Annotated in this window: 20 protein-coding genes; 8 read left to right on the top strand and 12 right to left on the bottom strand. The window is 59.1% G+C overall.

What is annotated here, in order from left to right; all coding sequences use genetic code 11:
• Positions 1 to 16: 16 nt before the first annotated feature.
• Entirely contained in the window at positions 17 to 565 is a 549-nt protein-coding gene (locus ACR3FC_RS14535; protein WP_480475987.1) for an NYN domain-containing protein, read from the bottom strand.
• 131 nt (positions 566 to 696) lie between these two features.
• A complete protein-coding gene (locus ACR3FC_RS14540; RefSeq protein ID WP_480475989.1) occupies positions 697 to 1,323 on the bottom strand; it encodes a J domain-containing protein in 627 nt (208 codons plus the stop codon).
• Positions 1,324 to 1,429: 106 nt separating this feature from the next.
• On the opposite strand from ACR3FC_RS14540, the gene ACR3FC_RS14545 reads away from it, so the two are divergent.
• A complete protein-coding gene (locus ACR3FC_RS14545; RefSeq protein WP_209597754.1) occupies positions 1,430 to 1,684 on the top strand; it encodes a BolA family protein in 255 nt (84 codons plus the stop codon).
• Between the two features lie 9 nt (positions 1,685 to 1,693).
• On the opposite strand, the gene ACR3FC_RS14550 is transcribed toward ACR3FC_RS14545, so the two are convergent.
• The 7 genes from ACR3FC_RS14550 to pepN form a co-directional block, all read right to left on the bottom strand.
• A complete protein-coding gene (locus ACR3FC_RS14550; RefSeq protein ID WP_480475991.1) occupies positions 1,694 to 2,770 on the bottom strand; it encodes a PLP-dependent cysteine synthase family protein in 1,077 nt (358 codons plus the stop codon).
• Between the two features lie 161 nt (positions 2,771 to 2,931).
• A complete protein-coding gene (locus ACR3FC_RS14555) occupies positions 2,932 to 3,363 on the bottom strand; it encodes a DUF4177 domain-containing protein (protein WP_480475993.1) in 432 nt (143 codons plus the stop codon).
• Positions 3,364 to 3,443: 80 nt separating this feature from the next.
• Positions 3,444 to 4,700: a peptidase T gene (pepT, locus tag ACR3FC_RS14560; RefSeq protein ID WP_480475995.1), complete on the bottom strand. Its 1,257-nt coding sequence runs from the start codon at positions 4,698 to 4,700 to the stop codon at positions 3,444 to 3,446.
• 147 nt (positions 4,701 to 4,847) lie between these two features.
• A complete protein-coding gene (gatB, locus tag ACR3FC_RS14565; RefSeq protein ID WP_480475997.1) occupies positions 4,848 to 6,359 on the bottom strand; it encodes an Asp-tRNA(Asn)/Glu-tRNA(Gln) amidotransferase subunit GatB in 1,512 nt (503 codons plus the stop codon).
• Positions 6,360 to 6,440: 81 nt separating this feature from the next.
• Positions 6,441 to 7,700: a hypothetical protein gene (locus tag ACR3FC_RS14570; protein WP_480475999.1), complete on the bottom strand. Its 1,260-nt coding sequence runs from the start codon at positions 7,698 to 7,700 to the stop codon at positions 6,441 to 6,443.
• Between the two features lie 129 nt (positions 7,701 to 7,829).
• Positions 7,830 to 8,258: a hypothetical protein gene (locus ACR3FC_RS14575; RefSeq protein ID WP_480476001.1), complete on the bottom strand. Its 429-nt coding sequence runs from the start codon at positions 8,256 to 8,258 to the stop codon at positions 7,830 to 7,832.
• The gene (gene pepN, locus ACR3FC_RS14580; protein ID WP_480476003.1) at positions 8,255 to 10,807 is read right to left on the bottom strand and encodes an aminopeptidase N; all 2,553 of its coding nucleotides are present in this window, start codon (positions 10,805 to 10,807) and stop codon (positions 8,255 to 8,257) included. Before pepN ends, ACR3FC_RS14575 begins: the two co-directional genes overlap by 4 nt.
• Before the next feature lie 207 nt (positions 10,808 to 11,014).
• On the opposite strand from pepN, the gene ACR3FC_RS14585 reads away from it, so the two are divergent.
• The 3 genes from ACR3FC_RS14585 (at position 11,015) to ACR3FC_RS14595 (ending at position 14,634) form a co-directional block, all read left to right on the top strand.
• Complete coding sequence (locus ACR3FC_RS14585) at positions 11,015 to 13,150, top strand: malate synthase G (RefSeq protein ID WP_480476005.1); 2,136 nt, start codon at positions 11,015 to 11,017, stop codon at positions 13,148 to 13,150.
• A 57-nt stretch (positions 13,151 to 13,207) separates the two neighbouring features.
• A complete protein-coding gene (locus ACR3FC_RS14590) occupies positions 13,208 to 13,633 on the top strand; it encodes a GlcG/HbpS family heme-binding protein (RefSeq protein ID WP_480476007.1) in 426 nt (141 codons plus the stop codon).
• 221 nt (positions 13,634 to 13,854) lie between these two features.
• A complete protein-coding gene (locus ACR3FC_RS14595) occupies positions 13,855 to 14,634 on the top strand; it encodes a gamma-glutamyl-gamma-aminobutyrate hydrolase family protein (RefSeq protein WP_480476009.1) in 780 nt (259 codons plus the stop codon).
• Between the two features lie 59 nt (positions 14,635 to 14,693).
• Here ACR3FC_RS14595 and ACR3FC_RS14600 read toward each other — a convergent pair whose 3' ends face one another.
• Together ACR3FC_RS14600 and ACR3FC_RS14605 are read right to left on the bottom strand one after the other, a co-directional pair.
• Positions 14,694 to 16,934, bottom strand: a complete 2,241-nt coding sequence (locus ACR3FC_RS14600; protein ID WP_480476011.1) for a xanthine dehydrogenase family protein molybdopterin-binding subunit — start codon at positions 16,932 to 16,934, stop codon at positions 14,694 to 14,696.
• A 3-nt stretch (positions 16,935 to 16,937) separates the two neighbouring features.
• Complete coding sequence (locus ACR3FC_RS14605) at positions 16,938 to 17,402, bottom strand: (2Fe-2S)-binding protein (protein ID WP_480476013.1); 465 nt, start codon at positions 17,400 to 17,402, stop codon at positions 16,938 to 16,940.
• 99 nt (positions 17,403 to 17,501) lie between these two features.
• On the opposite strand from ACR3FC_RS14605, the gene ACR3FC_RS14610 reads away from it, so the two are divergent.
• Positions 17,502 to 18,080: a TetR/AcrR family transcriptional regulator gene (locus tag ACR3FC_RS14610; RefSeq protein ID WP_480476015.1), complete on the top strand. Its 579-nt coding sequence runs from the start codon at positions 17,502 to 17,504 to the stop codon at positions 18,078 to 18,080.
• Here ACR3FC_RS14610 and kynU read toward each other — a convergent pair.
• Complete coding sequence (gene kynU / locus ACR3FC_RS14615) at positions 18,073 to 19,266, bottom strand: kynureninase (RefSeq protein ID WP_480476017.1); 1,194 nt, start codon at positions 19,264 to 19,266, stop codon at positions 18,073 to 18,075. The genes ACR3FC_RS14610 and kynU overlap by 8 nt on opposite strands.
• Positions 19,267 to 19,438: 172 nt before the next feature.
• Between kynU and ACR3FC_RS14620 the strand changes: the two genes are divergently transcribed.
• The 3 genes from ACR3FC_RS14620 to ACR3FC_RS14630 all read left to right on the top strand — a co-directional run bounded on the left by ACR3FC_RS14620 (position 19,439) and on the right by ACR3FC_RS14630 (position 23,057).
• Complete coding sequence (locus ACR3FC_RS14620) at positions 19,439 to 19,888, top strand: methyltransferase family protein (RefSeq protein WP_480476019.1); 450 nt, start codon at positions 19,439 to 19,441, stop codon at positions 19,886 to 19,888.
• 129 nt (positions 19,889 to 20,017) lie between these two features.
• Positions 20,018 to 21,589, top strand: coding sequence for a Re/Si-specific NAD(P)(+) transhydrogenase subunit alpha (locus tag ACR3FC_RS14625; protein WP_480476021.1), 1,572 nt, complete (start codon positions 20,018 to 20,020; stop codon positions 21,587 to 21,589).
• A gap of 13 nt (positions 21,590 to 21,602) precedes the next feature.
• Positions 21,603 to 23,057: an NAD(P)(+) transhydrogenase (Re/Si-specific) subunit beta gene (locus ACR3FC_RS14630; protein WP_480476023.1), complete on the top strand. Its 1,455-nt coding sequence runs from the start codon at positions 21,603 to 21,605 to the stop codon at positions 23,055 to 23,057.
• Positions 23,058 to 23,152: the final 95 nt, after the last annotated feature.

The raw sequence follows: 23,152 nt of genomic DNA on the forward strand, positions 1-23,152 counted from the left end.
AGCTATGGTCGCGTGGTCAAAGCGAAAACCAAAGCTCATCCTTGCGAAAACCGCCTTTCACAAGACGACCCGCTTTCAACACATCCGGAAACTCGTCCTCCCAGTCCCGGAACATGTCATTTGTAACGATACGTGCCTTGCTGTCCCGCGCCGCCTGCAAGATCAACGGATCTGCCGGCGTGCCTTTGGGCGCGACCATGACCCGCTTGGCCCGCAAGCCCAGGGCGCGGCTCAGCGCCCGGTCGTTCATGTATTCCCCTTCGACCTTGTACCCGACGTTCGCATCGAACACGACGCCCGGTTTGAACCCGGCTTGCTTCAGGCTGGCCAGAACCTGCCGCAACGTTGCCAGATCCGGTGCGCCGTCTTTCCAGTGCATCACGTTCGACCCGTCCACGATGATCCATGTGTTGGCCCTGCGCCAGCCGAACCAGGCCCGGATCAGAAGGATCGTACTGGCGAACACACAAAGCAGGGCCAAAAGGAACAGCCAGTCCATCTCGGTTGGATAGAACTGCGCCACGACCAGCCCGCAAAGTGAGGCAAGCAGCAAAAAGAAAGGCATACGCACAGCGGTTGCTCCGGGAAAAGCACTATTTCAATTCCCACTACTATTGCGGGAATTGAAACAGGTTTCCAGACAGCATCCTCACAATCCGTTCAAACTGTGTAAACAGCTGGCGACTGACGGCGGCCCTACTTGAAATTCCGGCTGTCCTTGATCTGGTCCCAGGCCCAGACGACCTCTTGCAACTGCTCTTCCTGCGACCGGTCGCCGCCGTTCATGTCCGGATGCAGCACCTTGATCAGCTTCTTGTACGCCTTGCGCACTTCGGTTTTGGACCAGCTGTCATGGGCTTCCAGAATCTCGATTGCACGGCGTTCAGTGGGGGGCAGGCGACGTCCGCCACCACCCGAGGTGCGCCCCTTGTTCTGCGTGCTGTTGGCGCCCAGAACCTGATGCGGGTCCTCAATGCCCAGACGGGCCCAGGCGCGCGCCTCCGGGTCTCCCATCGGCTTGGTCTCACGTTCCCAAACCTTGTCCTTCGAGCGTTGCGCGTTCAGCTCGGCCTCAGTGGTGCCATCGAAGAAGTTCCACTTCTGGTTATACTCGCGCACGTGCTGCTGGCAGAACCAGAAATAGTCATCCAGAACATCCGGTGCCTTTGGCGCGCGGAACTTGCCCGGCTCGTCACACCCGTCGTGATCGCAGATCCGGACCGAGGTCTCGGACGCGCCTGACATGCCCCGGCGCCCACGCGGGTTCTTTTTCTTGGCGCTGGAAACGGACATATCGAATCCGAAGGGGTCTGATTTCGCCATGCTCTATCCTCACGAACGCATCTTTTCGACTCGGAGGCAGCAGTTTAGTCTAAGCAGCCGAAAGTAGAAGAGGGGGGCGGCAAAAATTTTGCCGCTGAGCAAAAAAATGAGTGTGACCGACGAAATCCGAACCCGCCTGCAAGCCGCCTTTGACCCGCATGAACTTGACGTGATCGACGACAGCGAAAGCCATCGCGGCCATGCAGGCCACAGGGAAGGCGGCGAAAGCCATTTCAACGTCCGCATCCGCGCCGCCGCATTCGCCGGTCAATCCCGCGTCGCCCGCCACCGGGCCGTGCACAAGGCGCTGGGCGACATCGTGCCCCGCATCCACGCGCTGGCGCTGGATATTGGAACCTGACGCTGCGCCCTATTCTGCGCTCATCTGCGCGGATGGGGTCGAGGCCGAGATCGCATATTCCTCATCCGTCATGACGTCTTCGACCCCCTCGAACAGAGGCGTCGACAGGTAACGCTCGCCCGTATCCGGCAGCATCACCAGCATGACCGATCCCGGTGCTGCGGTTTCGGCCAGTTTCATCGCCACCGCAAAGGTCGACCCGCCCGAGATGCCGGTGAATATCCCCTCTTCCGAGGCAAGGCGGCGTGACCATTCAATCCCTTGCGGCCCCGGAACAGGGATCAGCTGGTCGTAATAGGCGTTGTCGATGGCTTCCTGAAGGACCCATGGAATGAAATCCGGCGTCCAGCCCTGAATCGGGTGCGGCTCAAAATTGGGGTGGCTTTCGGTGGGCTGGTGATCGTCGTTGCGCGTGTTTACATAGCCTGATGACACGATGGCGGCATTTGCCGGTTCGGTCAGGATGATTTTCGTATCGGGCCGCTCTTTGCGCAAAACCCGTGACACTCCGGCGACCGTGCCGCCGGTGCCATAGCCTGTCACCCAGTAATCCAGCTGCTTGCCTTCGAAATCCGCAAGGATTTCCCGCGCGGTCGTGTTCTCGTGAATATCGGCATTGGCTGCGGTCTCGAACTGGCTGGCCAGAAACCACCCGTTTTCCTCGGCCAGTTCCTTGGCCTTGGTATACATGCCGAACCCCTTTTGCGCCTTGGGGGTCAGAACAACCTTGGCGCCCAGAAAGCGCATCAGCTTGCGCCGCTCGACCGAAAAGCTCTCGGCCATCGTCACGACCAGCGGATATCCCTTGGCCGCACAGACCATGGCAAGCCCGATCCCGGTATTGCCCGATGTCGCCTCGACAACCGTCTGACCGGGTTTCAGCCGCCCGTCCCGTTCTGCCGCCTCGATGATATTCAGCGCCAGCCTGTCCTTGACCGACCCCGCCGGATTGAACGCTTCGAACTTCACATAAACGGTCACATGCTCCGGCGCGATCCGGTTGATCCGGATACAGGGCGTGTCGCCGACTGTATCAAGGATGCTGTCATACAGGCGTGCCCGCCCCTGTGTCTGCCGAATACCCATTTCAAAATCCCTCCCGGTTTTCCGGTTAACATGCCACAGATTTCGCTGGGTTGATAAGCACATATCGCGCCCGCAGCGCCAAACCTGCCCGCGGGCGGGCTGCTCAAACTGCGGTGCACACCGTGTTGCAGGTGTAACCGCACGTCAAACCCTGATCCGTCTCAGGCGTCTTTCTTGTCATTGGCGGTATCCGTATCCTGGTCAACCTGGTCCCGGCTTTTCAACGACAAAGGCGGTTCATTCGCTTCTTCCGAGATTGGTTTCGGCGCGGCCACCACACCGGGGCCGGGGATCGGTTGGGCCAACGGGGTGTCGTCAAACTCGGGCACTTCTCCGATCACCGACGCATCGACTTCCTCGGCCACGACCCGCCGGAACACCAGCACATTGCGCCAGTTTGTGGTCGATCCGGTCAGGCCCGAGCGTTCCTCGCTGGGCAGCAGCTCGGCGCGCTGGTATTCCCAGCCGTCCTGCGCCATCTGGTTCAGAACCTGTTCGACCGAGACCGCAAAGCGGCCCTCGGCCGTTTTCACGCCCTTGGCTTTCACGCCCTTTTGCGGCGCGGGGACGACCTTGTATTCAAAAAGCTGCATCAAGTGTTCCTAAATACCTGTTCGCGCCAACTTACCACGCTGACCCCGGGGTGAAAGGGCCGTCGCCCGAGCGGCGGTTTTCAGCCCTGATTATTGCCGTTAGCCTGTGCCGCCTTGGTCACAACCGACAGGCACAGCTCGGTCGCCACTGCCATGTCCTGCACCGAAATCCACTCCAGCGGCCCGTGAATGCACTGCATTCCGGTGAACAGGTTGGGGCAGGGGGTGCCGAACTCGGTCAGGCGCGACCCGTCGGTGCCGCCGCGGATCGGCACCGACAGCGGCTCGATCCCCAGCTCGCGGCAGGCGTCGCGCGCCAGATCAACCGGTGTCATGTCGTTTTCCAGCCAATAGCGCATGTTCCTGTACTGGTGGCTGATATCGCAGGTGATGGTCGCGCGCGGTTCCGTGGCCTGCACGGCCGCACAGACCTGCCGCACGATGTCACGTTGCGCCTCAAGGCCCTCCATCTCGAAATCGCGCAGGATCAGCTTGATTTCCATCTCGGACGACCCGCCGCTCATGTCGGTGACATGGATGAACCCGTCGCGGCCATCGGTTGTTTCGGGCGTCATGGTGGCCTGCGGCAAGGTCTGCACGATCTTCGCCGCCAGATGGGTCGCGTTCACCATCTTGTCCTTGGCCAGTCCGGGGTGGATTGATACCCCTTCGATCCGGATCACGGCGCGGTCGGCCGAGAAGCTCTCATATTCGATCTCGCCCACTTCGGCACCGTCCAGAGTATAGGCGAAATCCGCCCCCAGATCCTTGGGCAGCTGTTCGGTAACGCCGCGCCCGATCTCTTCATCTGGGGTAAAGGCAATGCGGATAGGGCCGTGCGGTATATCCGGGTTTTCGATCAGATGCCGCGCCATGGTCATCAGGATCGACACCCCGGCCTTGTCATCCGCGCCCAGCAGGGTGGTACCCGACGCCGTGATCAGATCATGTCCGATCTTCTCGGCCAGATAGGGGTTCTCGTCCGGGGACAACACCAAATCCGGATTGTCCGGAAAGGAAATGTCGCCACCGTTATATCCTTTGATCACCCGCGGCTTGACGCCCGTTGCATTGAACTGGGGGGCCGTATCCACATGCGCCAGAAAGCCAACCGTCGGGCCGGGTGCGGTGCCGGGGATGGTCGCGACGACCACGCTGTCACCCGTCAGTGTCACATCCTTGGCGCCGATCTCGGTCAGTTCCTGCTTCAGCAGGTTCAGCATGTCGAACTGTATCTGTGTGCTCGGCGTGGTCGCCGAGGTCTCATCGCTCTGACTGTCGATCGCCGCGTAACGCACCAACCGATCTTCGAGTTCCTGATCAAATCTGTTCTGCATGATACCTCACCTCTCTGGGTCGGAAGAAAGGGTGCAATCACAGGCGAAGTCAAGCCGATGAGCTGACCCCATTTCTTAAGAAATCGTGGAGATCTGATTGTACAAACCTGACAACTGCCACTGGCAGGCTTGTACAAATTGTAAGGTTCAGGAGCTCAGCTTCCTGCCGACCAAATCGTTAACGGCCTTCGGGTTGGCCTTGCCGCCGGTCGCTTTCATCACCTGACCCACGAACCAACCCGCCAGTTTCGGGTTCACCTTGGCCTTCTCGACCTGGGCCGGATTGGCCGCGATGATCTCGTCCAGTGCAGCCTCGATCGCGCTGGTGTCGGTGACCTGTTTCATCCCGCGATCCTCGACGATCTGCGCCGGGTCACCGCCTTCGGTATAGACGATTTCAAACAGGTCCTTGGCGATCTTGCCCGAGATGGCATCAGACGAAATCAGGTCGATGATCCCACCCAGTTGCGCCGGAGAAACCGGCGACTCCGTGATGTCGTGGTCTTCTTTTTTCAGGCGCCCGAACAGCTCGTTGATCACCCAGTTCGCGGCCAGTTTGCCATTGCGGCCCTGCGCGACCTCTTCGAAATAGGCCGCCGATTCCACTTCGGCCGTCAGCACCGAAGCGTCATAGTCGGTCAGGCCGAACTCACTGATAAAGCGCGCTTTTTTGTCGTCAGGCAGCTCTGGCAGATGGGCGGCGATATCGTCCACCCATGCCTGTTCGATCTCCAGCGGCAGCAGGTCAGGATCGGGGAAATAGCGGTAATCATGCGCTTCTTCCTTGGACCGCATCGACCGGGTTTCGCCCTTGTCCGGATCATACAGACGGGTTTCCTGCTCGACCTTGCCACCGGCTTCGACAATGGCGATCTGGCGGCGGGCCTCGACCTCAATGGCCTGCTGGATGAACCGCATCGAGTTCATGTTCTTGATCTCGCAACGGGTGCCCAGATGCGAAAAGTCCTGTGTTTCCTGATACTTCTCATACGCGCCCGGCAAACAGATCGAGACATTCACATCCGCCCGCAGGTTGCCGTTCTGCATGTTGCCGTCGCAGGTGCCCAGATAGCGCATGATCTGACGCAGCTTGGCGATATAGGCGGCGGCCTCTTCCGGCCCGCGAATATCAGGGCGGCTGACGATCTCCATTAGGCAGACACCGGTCCGGTTCAGGTCGACAAAGGACATGTGCGGGTCCATGTCGTGGATCGATTTGCCTGCGTCCTGCTCCATGTGGATACGTTCAATCCGCACCATGCGCGCAGTGCCGTCACCCATCTCGACCAGCACTTCGCCTTCGCCCACAATAGGATGATAAAGCTGGGAAATCTGGTAACCTTGCGGCAGGTCAGGATAGAAATAGTTCTTGCGGTCAAAGGCCGATTTCAGGTTGATATCCGCTTTCAGGCCCAGCCCGGTGCGCACCGCCTGTTCCACGCAGAACTCGTTGATCACCGGCAGCATCCCCGGCATTGCCGCATCCACGAAAGCCACGTTCGAGTTCGGCTCGGCCCCGAATTTGGTGGACGCGCCCGAGAACAGCTTGGCATTGGATGAGACCTGCGCATGCACCTCCATCCCGATCACCAGTTCCCAATCGTGCTTGGCTCCGGCAATGGTTTTGGGTTTGGGCATTTCGTATGTCAGGTCGAGCATGGCGCGCCTCATTTCCGCAGAAGTCTAAGCCTGCGTATTAGGCCCGGCAGGGCCTAGGGGCAAGGGGGAATCCTGACGCGTTCAGTTCTTGGAAAACTGCAGACCAGACGGTGTGAAGGTTACATCCTTGCCGCTGCGCAGTTCATCCCGGAACAGATCCGAGATAGCGCGCAGCGCGTCGCGCTGACCGCGCGCAGCAAACCGCTCGGGCGAGTTGATGCGGACCGAGTTGTTGAACCCGTTGGCGGCATGGGCCCAGATCAGGGGGTGAAGCTCGGTCAGGTGATCGCGGATCAGCCAGTTTGCGGTGTCGCGCATCTGGGCGCGGACATTGTCTGCTTTTTCGTTCAGCCCGTGACCATTCTGAATGGTGATTGCACAATAGGCCGACAACATATTGATCATCTGCTGATCAGGGCGCAGACCGACGATATCGCGCAATCCTTCAAGGAAATATTCGACATCGACCTGTGCGCAGGCCTCTTCGTCCAAAGCGATGGCATCGAATTGCACCCACGTATATCCACCTGCGCCCCAGATATCCTGTGTCCGGACGGCATTGCGCAGTGCCTGTAATTCCAGTTCTGCGTAGCTGCCGAACCACCGGGGCAAAAGATGGCTGCCCATCGCGCGCATGTGACGCTGATTGTGCGGGTCCAGTGTGATCAGGTGCTCGTACTCATCAGCAACGCGGGCGTTTGACTTGCGCTGCCCGGCCAACAGGGCACAACCGGCGGCCGCAATCAGAGGGCTGTCCGGCGCATCCGCCTTGCACTTGGGCAGGATCGCAGCGGCCCGGTCGAAATGAGCGGCACAGCGCGAGCGGTGCAAGGGCGGCAAGGCCGTGTCCTTGGCGTTCCCGCGCCAGGCCCAGGCCAGATCGATATGGGCCAGCGCCACAACGGCAGCGATCATCGGATCACCAGGATTGTCAGACAACTCGCCTTCCAGTTCCGAAATACCACCCAGCAAATCGTAATCAGATATGGCCTTGCCGTCCGACAGCGCATGTTCCGCAGCCAGAATCACGTCAGATCTGGCCCCGAACGCCAAAAGATCGGCAATCGGCATACCATCTGATACGGCGGCACGATCCTGATCCGCTGCACGCATTTCATCGGACAACTCGGTCCAGCGATCCTGTCTGGCCAGATAGCGCCCATGTTCGATTGTAGAATGTCCAATCAGATTGTCGCAATTCGACGTTGCAACAGGAATGTTGAGCTGCCCATGTTCAGGCAGGGCAGCGGCCAGCGCAGATTTCGTTGCGCACAGATCTTCTGAGGCGTCCGTGGGATTGGATATGGGCTGGGCAAACAGCGCCCTTAACGACCGAAACATGGTAAAACTCAAAACTGTAAAAACACTTAACTGAGTCTGAAGTCTGGCGAGGTATCAGGCTCAATTCAAGTAATTTGCTTAATAAACTTTGTTTTTTGTGTCCAATGCGCCCTTAGATCACGCAGTGTTTCAGAAAACAGTGAAATGATGACGGTTTACGCGAAAACCTGCCTGTTTCAGAATGGTTTCCAGATCCCGATGCGGCGGCAGAGACTCATCTGGCAGCCGGATTCGTTTCCCGGATTTCAGGACGATGGATACGCGAACGGAAAAGTCCCACCGGGTGTCAAATCGGAAATGGTCGATATCCCGCATCGGGATATCTCCCTTACGATTGCCCGTGAACCAGCGCACCGCATCCCGGTCCAGATGCACGCCAGCGCTGGTATTCTGGATCACGTCCCAGATTGCGGGGAGAGTGGCAAGAGACAGCAGGCCGACAACCCACCAAGCCGCGTCGAACAGGATGACCAGCGCCAGCAGGGTCGCGTAGACACTGGCCAGAATGACCAGTGTTCGTGTGTTCCGGTTGCGGCGGGTAAAGCTGTAGGGTGTCATGCGCCGAGGATGCGGGATACCATTTCCGTCGTGTCGCGCGACAGGTTCGGTGTTTCTGCAATGCGAGAAAGCTGCGTGCGCATCTGGCCCTGACGCCCGGTGTCGTACCGTTTCCAGGTCTGAAAAGCTGAACACATCCGTGCCGTGGTTTGCGGGTTCACAGGATCAAGGCGGATCAGCCAATCGGCCAGCAGGCTGTACCCGGCACCATCCGGCTGGTGGAACCCTGCGTGGTTCATCGCCAAGGCCCCCATGACAGCGCGGAACCGGTTCGGGTTCTTCCAGTTGAAATCGGGATGCCCGGTCAATGCCTTTGCCGTTTCCGGTGTCGCCTCGGGTGCGGCCATGGTCACCTGCAAGCCAAACCATTTGTCCATGACCAGCCGATCATGCTGCCATTGGTCATAGAAGGCGGTCAGCTGGGCTTCGCCCTTGCGGGCGCGCAGCAGGCAGGACAGGGCTGTCAGTTGCAGGGTCATGTTATCCGCGTTGGCATACACAGTGGCCGCCATTGCCCCTCCGTCCAGACGAGAAGTCAGCGCCAGTGCCGCGCTGCCAAGGGCGCGTTTTCCGGATTGCTCGGCATCCGGGCTGTAGGGGCCATCCACCAACGCCTCGCTGTGCAGACGGGGCAGCAGATCCTGCACGTGCTGTGCCGTGGCCTGCCGCAGCGTTTCGACCGCCGACCAGATTGCCATTGGATCTGGCGTGTGACCGCGTTCATGCAAAGCCGCAGCCAGTTCGGATTGCGTCGGCAGCCCAAGCATCAAGGCGCGATAGGCCGGGTCCAGCGTGTCGTCGCGCAGCACGGCCAGCAGCCCGTCAAGGTAATCGGCGTCTGGGGTTGCCTCGTCCAAGATCATCCGCAGCAAGGTGTTTTGCGCCAGCGATCTGCCAGCCTGCCAGCGGTTGAACGGATCTGTGTCATGCGCCAGCAGAAACGCGCGTTCGGCGTTTGAATGATCGTGTTCCAGAATGACCGGTGCCGAGAAATCGCGCAGGATCGAGGCTGTGGGTTTTGTCGCAAGCCCGGTGAACTGAAAACTCTGCTCGGCCTCTGTCAGTTCCAGCACTTCTGTCGTGCGGACCTCATCCCCGTTTGGCCCCAGCAGGCCAACAGCGACCGGGATCACCTGGGGCAGTTTCTCTGCCTGACCAGGTGTGGGATCGGTGCGCTGTTTCAGCGTCAGGGTATAGGTCCCGTCGGCCCAATCTTCAGATACGGTCAAACGCGGCGTGCCCGACTGGCTGTACCAGCGTTTGAACTGGGTCAGGTCGCGGCCTGTGGTGTCCTCGAACACCTTCAGCCAATCCTCGATCGTGCAGGCCTGCCCGTCATGGCGGTCAAAATAGAGGTCCAGCGCCTTTGCATAGGCCTCATCCCCGACCAGCCGTTTTAGCATGCCAATGACTTCGGCACCTTTTTCGTAAACGGTGGCCGTGTAGAAATTGTTGATCTCCTGAAAGCTTTCGGGCCGGACCGGGTGCGAGAGCGGGCCGTTATCCTCGGGGAATTGCCGCGCCCGCAGTTCGATGGCGTCGTGGATGCGTTTCACAGGGGCCGAGCGCATGTCGGATGTGAACTGTGCATCGCGGAAGACGGTCAGACCTTCTTTCAGACACAGCTGGAACCAGTCGCGGCAGGTGATGCGGTTGCCTGTCCAGTTGTGGAAATACTCATGCGCGATGATCGCCTCGATCCGTTCGAAATTGGCATCGGTCGAGGTTTCGGGACTGGCCAGAACAGCCGAAGAGTTAAAGATGTTCAGCCCCTTGTTTTCCATCGCGCCCATGTTGAAGTCATCGACGGCGACGATGTTGAAGACGTCCAGATCGTATTCCCGGCCATAGACGTCTTCATCCCATTTCATGGACTTCTTCAGCGCCTCCATGCCGAAGGCGCATTTGCCCTCATCCCCCGGACGCACCCACAGGTTCAACGCCACATCCCGGCCTGATCTGGTGGTGAACCGGCCGGGATGGGCCACAAGATCCCCAGCGACAAGCGCAAACAGATAGGCAGGCTTGGGCCAGGGGTCGGTCCATTCGGCCCATCCTTCGCCTTTGCCCGAGGGGTTGCCGTTCGACAGCAGAACCGGCAGGTCGCCATTGATACGCACGGTAAAGGTGGACATGACATCGGGGCGATCCGGGTAATATGTGATCTTGCGGAAACCTTCCGCCTCGCACTGGGTGCAATACATGCCGTTCGACATATAAAGCCCCTCCAACGCGGTGTTGTTGCCCGGATCGATCTCAACTTCGGCTTCCCAGATGAACGGGGCGTCGGGAACATCGGCGGTCAGGCCCTTGTCCGTGACGTCGGGCGAAACTTCGGTTCCGTTGATGGAGGCACGGATCAGGTTCAGATCCTCGCCATGCAGGAAAAAGGTGCGATCGGTCGCGTCGGGATTTGGACGAAACGCGATACGCGACGTGACCCGTGTTGCATGTGCCGACAGATCGAAGGTCAGGTGCACGCTGTCCAGCAGATAACCAAATGGAGTGTAGTCTTTCAGGAAGATCGTGGTGGGGGCAGCGTCGCGCATGGGGGCCTCGCATCGGTTCGTGTCTGGCGCGACGTTAGGGGCATCGTTCCAGAGCTGCAACTGGCCCCCGCCATTCCCTTGTTGTTTTTGAAACAGCTTCCGTTCGATCCGAATAACCCTAACGCAAAGTCGAAAGTTGCCTATCGGAAACTTTCGGCCTAAGTCACTTACGCATACAATGGCACACAATCGCGGGAGAGCAGGAAGATGAGTGGCAGACAAACCCTGAGCGGGCTGCAGATCGATCCAATACTGGCAGAGTTTATCGAGACGCGGGCATTGCCGGGTACGGGTGTGTCGGCGCAGGATTTCTGGGCGGGTCTGGCGCGACTGGTGTCTCAACTGGGGCCGAAGAACCGCGCGCTTCTGGCCAAGCGGGCCGAGATACAAGGGCGCATCGATGGCTGGCATATTGCGCGCAAGGGTCAGAGCATTGATCCCACTGACTATCAGGCTTTTCTAAAGGAAATTGGTTATCTGGTCGAGGAAGGCGACGGGTTTCAAATCGACACGACGCATGTCGACCCCGAGATCGCGCTGACACCGGGGCCGCAGCTTGTTGTGCCGATCACCAACGCACGCTTTGCGCTGAACGCGGCGAATGCGCGATGGGGCAGCCTGTATGATGCGCTTTATGGCACCGATGCGATAGGCGATCTGCCAACAGGCGGTGGGTATGATGCGGCGCGCGGTGCACGGGTGATTGCATGGGCGAAAGCCTTTCTGGATGACGCTGTACCTCTGGCTGGTGGGTCTTGGGCCGACGTGTCGGGACTGCATGTCGAAGAAGGTGCTCTTTCCCCGGCACTGGCAAACCCCGATCAATTTGTTGGTTTCGGTGGCGCGGCAGACAAGCCGGCTTTTGTGCTTCTGAAAAACAATGGCCTGCATATTCAGATCATGATCGATCCGACTGGAGCCATCGGCGCCTCTGATCCCGCAGGTATAGCAGACGTCCGGCTGGAATCCGCCCTTTCAACGATTATGGACTGCGAAGACTCGGTCGCTTGTGTTGATGCGGCGGATAAGGTCGTGGCCTATAGCAACTGGCTGGGCCTGATGAAGGGTGATTTGACCGAAGACGTCACCAAGGGCGACGCCACGTTTACCCGCAAGCTGGCAGAGGATCTGACTTTCACCACACCGACAGGTGAGCAGGCGACCCTGAAAGGCCGTTCACTGATGCTGGTGCGCAATGTGGGTCACTTGATGACCAACCCCGCCGTTCTGGATGCCGAGGGTAATGAGATCGGCGAGGGCCTGATGGATGCGCTCTGCACCACTCTGATTGCCATGCATGATCTGAAAAGAGACGGGGGCAACTCGGTCGCCGGCTCGGTCTATGTGGTGAAGCCCAAGATGCACGGGCCGGAAGAGGTTGCCTTTGCGGTCGAGATTTTCGACATGGTCGAAGACATTCTGGGTCTGCCGCGCAACACCGTAAAGCTGGGGATCATGGATGAGGAGCGCCGCACGTCGGTGAACCTGAAAGAATGCATTCGCGCCGCGAAATCACGCGTCGCCTTCATCAATACCGGTTTCCTGGATCGCACTGGCGATGAAATTCACACCTCGATGGAGGCCGGGCCGATGCTGCCCAAGGGCGACATCAAAAACACGCCTTGGATTGCGTCCTATGAAGACCGCAATGTCGATATCGGTTTGGCCTGTGGCCTTAAGGGCAAGGCGCAGATCGGCAAAGGCATGTGGGCGATGCCGGACCGGATGGGCGACATGCTTGAGGCCAAGATCGGTCACCCGCTGGCTGGTGCGACCTGCGCCTGGGTGCCGTCGCCCACAGCTGCGACGCTGCACGCCACACATTACCACAAGGTCAACGTACTGGCCCGTCAGGACGAGATCGCAATGGCGGGTGCCCGAGGAACACTTGACGATTTGCTGACCATTCCCCTGCTGGGGGGGCGCAATCTTGGCGACGCAGAAATCTCGCGCGAGGTCGAGAATAATGCACAAGGCATTCTGGGCTATGTCGTGCGTTGGGTCGATCAGGGCGTGGGATGTTCCAAAGTCCCCGACATCAATGACATCGGGTTGATGGAAGACCGTGCGACCTGCCGAATTTCGTCTCAGGCACTGGCCAACTGGTTGCATCATGGCATTGTCGACGAAGCACAGGTGATGGCTGCGATGCAGAAAATGGCGGCTGTCGTGGACCGCCAGAATGAAAGCGATCCGGGTTATGTCCCGATGGCGCCGGGCTTTAACGGAATTGCTTTTCAGGCGGCTTGTGACCTTGTGTTCAAAGGCCGTGTGCAGCCCTCGGGCTACACCGAGCCGGTCCTGCACGCACGCCGTCTGGAATTGAAGGCAGCCACAGCGTAAAACGAAGGGGGCGATCCGCCCCCTTTCTTCTTTCGACATGCAGACACAGGAATGCACATGGAAGTTTCCCTTCGCAAAGCCCGCACCATTATCCGCAAAGCGCTTGAGAAAGGCCGCGAGATGGAGCTGAAGCCACTTTCGGTGGTTGTTCTGGACGCAGGCGGCCACGTCATCGCGTTCGAGCGTGAGGATGATGCAGCACCGGGCCGCTTTGCGATTGCGCATGGCAAGGCATATGGCTCTGTCATGCTGGGCATGGCGGGCACGGCACAGATGCAACGGGCCGAGGCGCAAGCCTACTTTATGGCGGCTGTAAACGGAGTGTATGGCGGGCAGGTCGTACCAGTTCCGGGCGGGGTCTTGATACGGGGTCGAAAGGGCGACGTGATCGGTGCCGTTGGGGTAACCGGCGACACGTCAGAAAACGATGCTGCCGTTGCGATGGCGGGAATTGAGGCCGCTGGGTTGGACGGCGAGATTTAAGTCCGACCATTGAGAGCAGCTCCGTCAAAGCAATGACTTGGCGCATGTTTCCGACTTGAAGTTTTAGGCGGGGAAAACGAGCCGTGACTTGACTGATCGCGGGGGGTATTTGTGCACCCCTGAACACGTCCCTGCGCTGTCACGCAGGAGGTGTATTCTTGCACGACTGTGAAGCTGCGGTTAGCTTCCTTTTCAAGGGGATGTATAACAAGGAAAGCGGAATGTCTCGACCCGTTGTTGGTATTATCGGCAACTCATACCTCATGAACGATCAATACCCGACCCATGCAGGGGGGACGATGAATTCGGACGCTGTGGCGAACGTATCGGGATGTTTGCCGCTGCTGATCCCCGCCGATCCCCGTTATGTGTCGGTTGAGGAGTTGCTGGAGGTTTGCGACGGCTTTCTTCTGACCGGCGGTCGCCCCAATGTGCATCCCGAAGAATATGGTGAACCGGCTACCGAGGCGCATGGAGAGTTTGACCGCGCGCGTGACGCGATCACCCTGCCGCTGGTTCGGGCCTGTGTGGAACGGGGTCAGCCGTTTCTGGGCATTTGCCGCGGATTTCAAGAGGTCAACGTGGCCATGGGCGGAACACTCTATCCGGAAATTCGTGATCTGCCGGGGCGGATGAACCACCGGATGCCGCCCGATGGTACACTTGAGGAAAAATTTGCGCTGCGCCACGTGGTGAAACTGACGGAAAACGGTGTGTTCCACGACTTGTTTGGTGCGCAGGAGGTCATGACAAACACGCTGCACGGGCAGGGGATCAAGTGCATCGGACAGCGTGTGGTGATCGATGGGCATGCGCCGGATGGAACGCCCGAGGCGATCTACATCAAGGACGCGCCCGGATTTACGCTGTCCGTGCAATGGCATCCCGAATGGGATGCGATCAACGACCCGGTTTCACGCCCCTTGTTCGAAGCCTTCGGCATGGCTGTGCGGGGATGGGCGGCGGGGATTGCCTGTCAGGCAGTTCAGAAATCAGCCTGACTTGGGCACCGGACCGTGCGGGCGCGCGACGGACCGGTGCAGGGGAAGGTGAATGGCAATCAGACCAGCAGGTTGAACTGATTGACCAGCGGCAGGCTGCGCGCGCGGTTTCCCGTCAAATCAAACAGGGCGTTGCCCAGTGCGGGCATCGAGGGGGGGGTGCCGGGCTCACCAGCGCCGCCCATATGGCGGTTGGTTTCCAGAACGCGCACCTCGACTTGTGGCGCAGTATGCATACGAAGGGCGTCATAGTCGGGAAAGTTGAACTGCTCGACTTCCCCGCCGGCAAAGGTGATCGCGCCGAAACATGCGGCAGACAGGCCATACATCATGCCGCCAAACATCTGCGCCTTGACGTTTTCCGGGTCCAGCGCCAGCCCCATGTCGCAGGCGATCCAGGCCTTGTGAATGCGGATGGCACCGTCTTCGTCGACAACTTCGATAACCTGAGCCACCGGCGTGCCGAAGCTGTAGGTGAAGGCTACGCCACGGCCTACGCCGTCAGGTGTTTTCCCGGTCCAGTTGGACATTTCCTTGACCGCTTCCAGACATCCGGCAGACGGGGCGTGTTCGGTTCTCATTAGCTCTAGCCGGAAGTCCAGCGGGTCGCGCCCTGCGGCATGGGCCAATTCGTCCAAGAAAGTCTCGTGGAAAAAGCCGTTGTAGCTGTTGCCGACCGAACGCCAGAAGCCCACCGGGACCGCCAGATCAGCGACGTGGCCGCTCATCCGGTAGTTTGGCACGGCGTAAGGCTGGTTGAAGAACCCTTCGACTAGCACTTTGTCGGGTCCGCCTCCGGGGAAGCCGGTGTAACGCTCGACCGCCTGTTGCGTGCAGGACTGTGCCGCAACCTTGCCGTCAATGAGAACGGCTTTGCCGTCCTGAACAGCGCCGCGCATCCGGGCGATGGCGCCGGGGCGGAAGTAGTCGTGACGCATGTCTTCTTCGCGGCTCCAAGTTGTCTGGACCGGTGTGCCAGGCATGGCCATCGCGACCTTGGTGGCGATTTCTCCGAAATCCAGTTCGCCCCGGCGGCCAAACCCTCCCCCAAGATAGGTGGTGTGAATCTGAACAGCCTCAGTGTCCAGATTTGCGGTATTCGCAGCGCGAAAACGGATCAGCGTCGGGGCCTGATTGCCGCACCACAGCTCCAGAGCATCTCCGGTATAGAGCGCGGTGGCATTCATCGGCTCCATCGTGGCGTGCGCCAGATAGGGCACTTGGTATTCGGCAGTGATCTCGGTCGCGCCATCCGGCGTCATGCTGACATCGCCATCGTCGCGCATAGTCGAGTTCGGCGCGTCGTCAAACGCCTCGGCAATCTTTGAGAAAATGCCGTCCGTATCAGGTGGATATGGCGCATCGCCCCAGTCGATCTCAACAGCCTCAACCGCCTGGTTGGCCAGCCATGTGTTGTTCGCGATCACGGCAACACCAGTGCCCAGATCAACAACCTTCTCGACCCCGGGCATGGAGATTGCAGCACTGTCTTCAAAGCTGTTCATCGCGCCACCCAGTTTGGGGTTCATGCGCACGGCAGCAAATTTCATACCGGGCAGGCGAACATCGATGCCAAACTCGGCAGTGCCTGTCACTTTGCCCATCATGTCCAGTCGCGGTTGTGTCCGGCCCAGATAACGCCATTGGGACGGGTCTCGCAAAGGTACCTCGACGGGTTCCAGTCCGGACGCTTCCACTGCAAGATCGGTATAAGCGATCTTGTCACCGTTCGGGGCGATGACATGGCCTGAAGCTGTTTTCAGGTCCGAGGGCGCGACCCCCAACCGATCAGCGGCGGCGCGTTTCAGCGTTTCACGGGCCGAAGCGCCGGCTTGCCGCATCCTCTCGAACCCGTCCTTCATCGAGGTTGAGCCGCCTGTGACTTGCAGGCTTAGGGCCTTGCCAAGAACACCCAGTGCTTCACCTAAGTTGTGCTGGAAGTCCGAGATGTCGTAGCCCTTGTTTGGCAGTCCCTCGCCCATCATGGCTGAGTTGTAATAGGCGGTTGCTGCCGGACCGTGCAGGACGGTGATTTGATCCAGATCGACATCCAGTTCTTCGGCGATCAGCGCGGCCCACGTGGTTTTCACGCCCTGTCCCATCTCGGCACGGGGCGCGAACAGGGTGACGCCATTCTGATCGATCAGCACGAAGGGGTTCAGTGTCGCTTCACCTTCTTTCGGTTTCAGCGGGTTGGGGGCAGGGCGGGTGACATAATACGCGCCAAAGGCGACGCCGCCAACAATTGCGGCTGAGCCGATCAGGAACGTACGGCGGATAATTTTGCCAACAGAAGCCATCTCTTACGCCTCCTTCAACTTGGATGCTGCGTCGTGGATCGCGGCCCGGATGCGGGGGTAGGTGCCACAGCGGCACAGGTTTCCCTGCATCGCCTCATCGATCTCTGCGTCCGTGGGCGCAGGGTTTTCCGCAAGCAGGGCAGCGGCCTGCATGATCTGGCCCGACTGGCAATAGCCACATTGCGCCACCTGATGATCAGCCCAAGAATGCTGGATCGTAGCCAGCGCTTCTGGCGTGCCGACGCCTTCGATTGTGGTCACCTCGCCCCAGACATCCGACAGCGCCACCTGGCATGAGCGTACGGCCTCGCCATCGATATGAACCGTACAGGCCCCGCAAGCGGCGACGCCACAGCCGAACTTGGTGCCGGTCAGGCCAACCTCATCCCTCAGAACCCAAAGCAGGGGGACATCATCCGGCAGGTCGATCTGATGGGGAGTTCCGTTAATCTTAAGGGCCGTCGCCATGGCGCACCTTTTTGTATCTGTGGCAGGTTCTGACATAATGGGTGCAAAGTGTCAGTTTGTCAATTGACAAATTAAACAATAACTGTCAGAGATTTTCTTATGAAAGATACGAGTGACGAATCCCGGCAGAAAGCGATCCTTGCATCTGCTTTTCAGGCTTTTTCCGCATACGGGTTCCGCAAGACCTCGATGGATGACATTGCGCGCGGTGCGGGGATGTCGCGGCCAGCGGTCTATCTGTATTTTAGGAACAAGGAAGCGATCGTTCGCAAGCTGACTGAACGGCATTACGAGGAAAAGTCCGCAACGGTGGCCGAGGCGCTGAACAGCGAAGGCTCGGTTTCGGACATTGCCAGGAAGGCGATCCATGCCCAGACCGAGGGCATGGCTGCGATTTTGGCGTCGCCGCATGGGCTTGAGATGCTGGACACAACCAAATCCATGGCCATCGATATTGTCGAGCGGGGCGAAGGGGAACTTGCCGCGCTTTATGCCGAATGGCTGAGGCGAGAGCAGGATGCTGGCCGCGTTCGCCTATTCGACACGCCTGAAGAGACGGCGAAAACACTTACGGTCACGCTGAAGGGGATCAAGCTGACCGCGTCAGACGCCGAGGAATTTGAAAGGCGCACGAACCAGTTGGCGGCCCTGATCGGAGCTGGGCTGGAAATCAGGTAACGCGCTGTCGCGTTTTGTACTCAGGCGTGTCCCAAAGCTTGTTCTGCATCACATCCGCCAGAATCCCGACTGCACGCTCGACATCGCTTTCATCGATATACAGCGGCGTGAAACCAAACCGCATTGTGTCAGGAGCACGGAAATCTCCGACGACACCACGCGCGATCAGCGCTTGCATCGCGGCGTAGCCTTCCTTGAAGCGGAATGAAACCTGACTGCCACGCTGCTCGGGAATACGCGGACTGTCCAATTGCAAGTCTGGGCAGGTCGCCTCGACCCGACGGATGAAAAGCTCGGTCAATTCAATGGATTTGGCGCGCACATCCGCCATGTCGGCCATATCCCAGATGTCCATGGCCGCCGAAAGTGCGGTCATTTGGATGATCGGAGGTGTTCCAACGCGCATACGCTCAATCCCGCTTCCGGGCCGATAGTCTAGGTCAAAGGCAAAGGGCGCTTCGTGCCCCAGCCAACCAGACAGGGCCGGGCGCACACTATCTGCCAGTCGGGGCGCAACATAGATGAAAGCGGGCGCACCGGGGCCGCCATTGAGGTATTTATAAGTGCACCCGACTGCGAAATCGGCATTGCACCCTGCAAGGTCAACGGGGATGGCACCTGCGGAATGTGCCAGATCCCAAACCGTCACGACACCATTGGCATGGGCCAGTTCCGTCAGCGCTTTCATGTCGTGCATCCGTCCCGTACGGTAATCCACTTCGGTCAGCATCAGGACCGCGGCCTCTTCTGTGATTGCATCTGCGACGCCCTGCGGGTCGACGACGCGCAGTTCGTATGCGCCCCCAAGGGATCGCAGCAGGCCATCGACCATGTACAGGTCTGACGGAAAGTTCCCATTGTCGGAAAGCACAACCTTGCGGGTCGGGTTCAGTTCAAGGGCAGAGGACACGGCCTGATAAACCTTGATCGACAGGGTGTCGCCGGTCACGACGCTGCCCGGCTCGGCACCGATCAGGCGGCCAATTCGATCTCCAAGCCCAGTGGGAAGGCCCATCCAACCGGCCTTGTTCCAGCCGGTGATCAGCATTTGCCCCCATTCCTCGGTCAGCATGTTCTGCACACGAGACGCAGCCGTTTTAGGCAGCGGACCCAACGAGTTGCCGTCCAGATAAATCACGCCCTCGGGCAGGTCGAACATGGCTTTGGTTGCTGCAAAATCGGTCATGAAGGTTCACTCACTTGTGTGGTCGTCTTTTGTTGCATTTGGGGTAGCCGATCCTGACATGTCTGTCTATCGATGCGACATACTGGTCTTTTGCCAATCTGGTCGAAAAACGATAGGACGTCGGTCAGAAGCGACATATACCCGAAATTGTCGTCGCTCATGAGGGCTTAGAATGCGCTGGATAGATGTACCGCCGGTTTGGTTGATCGCTTTCGCGGCGCTGGCATGGGCGCAAGCCAGATACATGGCGCTGGGCCTGTCACTTGAGAGCGGCCTGACCGACCTTCTCAGCGGAGTTCTAATCGGCGGCGGCGTTCTGATGGCCGTTCTGGCCATTGTCGAGTTTCGTCGCCACAAAACAACCGTCATTCCCCATGAGACGCCGACCGCGATGGTGCAATCGGGCATCTACAAACGCAGTCGAAACCCGATCTACGTCGGTGACGTTCTGATTCTTGCGGGTTTGATCCTGCGGTTTGACGCCGTGTTGTCACTGGTTTTGGTTCCGGTCTTCGTCTGGGTGCTGGAGCGCCGGTTTATCCTGCCGGAAGAAGACCGCCTGCGCCGGCAGTTCCGCACGGATTTCGCACGCTATGAACACAAGACGCGGCGTTGGATCTAAGGTGGCTGATTTCGTGATGTCACGTAAAAAATGCTGCACTTGCGAAATAATGTTGCGCAGGATACATCTTTGCTTAACAAAGAATACCGACCACCCGCTCGGACAGAGTAAAAATTAGGGGGACTGCCAGTGAAGATAGGCACGCCAAAGGAAATACTGGACGGTGAGAACCGGGTTGCAATGACGCCCGACTCGGCCGTGCAATTGCAGAAACTGGGCTATGAGTGCCTGATCGAGAAAGGCGCGGGCGCGGCTGCCGGTTTTTCGGATGCCGCATACGAGGCCGTAGGCGTTGAGGTGGTCAAGACCGCAGCGTCGCTGTGGAAGACCGCGGATATCATTGCCAAGGTTCGGATCCCGACTGAGGCCGAACTGAAACGGTTGACCAAGGGCAAGACCCTGATTTCGTTCTTCAATCCTGCGGGCAACGAAGAAGGAATGGAGCTGGCCAAATCCAAGGGCGCCAACGTGATCGCCATGGAGATGGTGCCACGCATCTCGCGCGCGCAGAAGATGGACGCGCTGTCGTCGATGGCAAATATCGCGGGCTATCGCGCCGTGATCGAGGCAGGCAACAACTTTGGCCGTTTCTTCACCGGTCAGGTGACCGCCGCCGGTAAAGTTCCTCCTGCCAAGGTGCTGATCGTTGGGGCCGGTGTGGCCGGTCTGGCCGCAATCGGGACGTCTACGTCGCTGGGCGCGATCACCTACGCGTTCGACGTGCGCCCTGAAGTGGCCGAACAGGTCGAATCGATGGGGGCGGAGTTCGTCTATCTGGACTTCGAAGAAGAGCAGCAGGATGGCGCGGCCACAGGCGGTTATGCCTCGGTCCAGTCGGAAGAATTCCGCAACGCCCAGCTGGCCAAGTTCCGCGAACTTGCGCCCGAGATGGACATCGTGATCACCACCGCCCTGATCCCCAACCGTCCGGCGCCCAAGCTGTGGCTGGAGGATATGGTCAAGGCGATGAAGCCGGGTTCGGTCATTATCGACCTTGCAGCCGAGCGTGGCGGCAACGTCGAAGGCACTGTGCCGGATGAGAAAGTTGTAACCGATAATGGCGTGACCATAATCGGTTATACAGACTTCCCCAGCCGGATGGCGGCACAATCCTCGTCGCTTTATGCAACCAACATCCGTCACATGATGACTGACCTGACGCCCGAGAAGGACGGTCAGATCAATCACAACATGGAAGATGACGTGATCCGCGGCGCAACCGTGACCCATGCGGGTGAGATCACCTTCCCGCCGCCACCGCCCAAGATTCAGGCGATTGCGGCGCAGAAAAAGCCCGAGGTCAAGGAACTGACCCCGGAAGAGAAAAAGGCGCAGGAGATTGCGGCCTTCAAGGCGCAGACCAAGCAGCAGTTCACCCTTTTGGGTGTTGGCGGCGCGCTGATGCTGCTGGTAGGGCTGGTTGCTCCGGCCAGCTTCATGCAGCATTTCATCGTCTTCGTGCTGGCCATTTTCGTGGGCTTCCAGGTGATCTGGAATGTCTCGCACAGCCTGCACACGCCGCTGATGGCGATCACCAACGCGATCTCGTCGATCATTATCGTTGGGGCATTGATGCAGATCGGATCGGGGTCGTTCCTGGTCATTCTGCTGGCGGCGCTGTCCGTCTTCATGGCCGGGATCAACATTTTCGGCGGCTTCCTCGTAACCCGGCGCATGCTCGCCATGTTCCAGAAATCTTAAGGAGGCCGGGCACATGGAATTTGGCTTCACCACTGCCGCCTACGTCGTTGCGGCTGTTCTGTTCATCCTTTCCCTTGGCGGGTTGTCAAACCAGGAAAGCGCAAAGCGCGCGGTCTGGTACGGTATCGTCGGTATGGCGCTGGCGGTCTTTGCCACACTGGTTGGCCCCGGTTCTGGCCTGTGGCTGCTGTCGATCCTGCTGATCATTGGCGGCGGTCTGATCGGTCAATACGTGGCGCAGCGCGTCCAGATGACCGAGATGCCGCAGCTGGTGGCCGCGATGCATTCACTCGTCGGTCTGGCCGCTGTGTTTGTGGGTTTCAATGCACATTTTGAAATCGGCAACGTGGCACAGGTCATGGCGATTGCGGATACGGCGAAAGAGGCGGATCTGCATGATCTGGGCACCTTTGCCAAACTGATCGCCAAGAAGACACCGGCCGAGCTGGCAATCCTGCATGTGGAACTGTTCCTGGGCATCTTTATCGGTGCGATCACCTTTACCGGTTCGGTCGTGGCCTATGGCAAGTTGGCGGGCAAAGTGACCTCGGCGGCGACAAAGCTGCCCGGTGGTCATGCGCTGAACGCGGCGGCAGCGGGCCTCTCGCTGATCTGTCTGATCTGGTACACCGCGTCTGGCGGGCTGTTGCCGCTGATCCTGATGACATTGGCGGCGCTGTTCATCGGTTATCATCTGATCATGGGCATTGGTGGCGCGGACATGCCGGTGGTTGTGTCGATGCTGAACAGCTATTCGGGCTGGGCCGCGGCGGCGATTGGTTTCTCGCTGGGCAATGACCTGCTGATCGTGGTCGGTGCGCTGGTGGGCTCAAGCGGTGCGATCCTGTCCTACATCATGTGCAAGGCGATGAACCGTCACTTTGTCAGCGTGATCCTGGGCGGCTTTGGTGGCCCGCAGGGTGAACAGATGGCTGTTGAGGGAGAGCAGGTGGCTATTGAGGCTGATGGCGTGGCTGCAGCCCTGAACGATGCCGACAGTGTAATCATCATTCCCGGCTACGGGATGGCGGTTGCGCAGGCACAGCAATCGGTCAGTGAACTGGTTCGTAAGCTTCGCGCCAAAGGTAAAGAGGTGCGTTTCGCGATCCACCCGGTCGCGGGCCGTTTGCCGGGCCATATGAACGTGCTGCTGGCCGAGGCGAAGGTGCCCTATGATATCGTTCTGGAAATGGACGAGATCAATGATGACTTCCCGGACACGGATGTGGCCATCGTTATCGGCTCGAACGACATCGTGAACCCTGCGGCGCAGGAAGATCCCAACAGTCCCATTGCCGGTATGCCAGTTCTGGAATGCTGGAAGGCCAAGCAGGTCTTCGTGTCCAAACGCGGTCAGGGTACGGGGTATTCGGGTATCGAAAACCCGCTGTTCTTCAAGGAAAATACCCGCATGTTCTATGGCGACGCCAAAGCGTCTCTGGACAAGCTGCTGCCGATGATCGAGTGATTAACCGGTTTGATCCATTTGCAAAGGGCGCCTTTGGGCGCCCTTTTCTTTTTTTGTGCTGTTGGGGGCTTTGCCCCCAAACCCCCAGGATATTT

The sequence above is a fragment of the Ruegeria sp. AF3 genome (genome assembly GCF_056536285.1).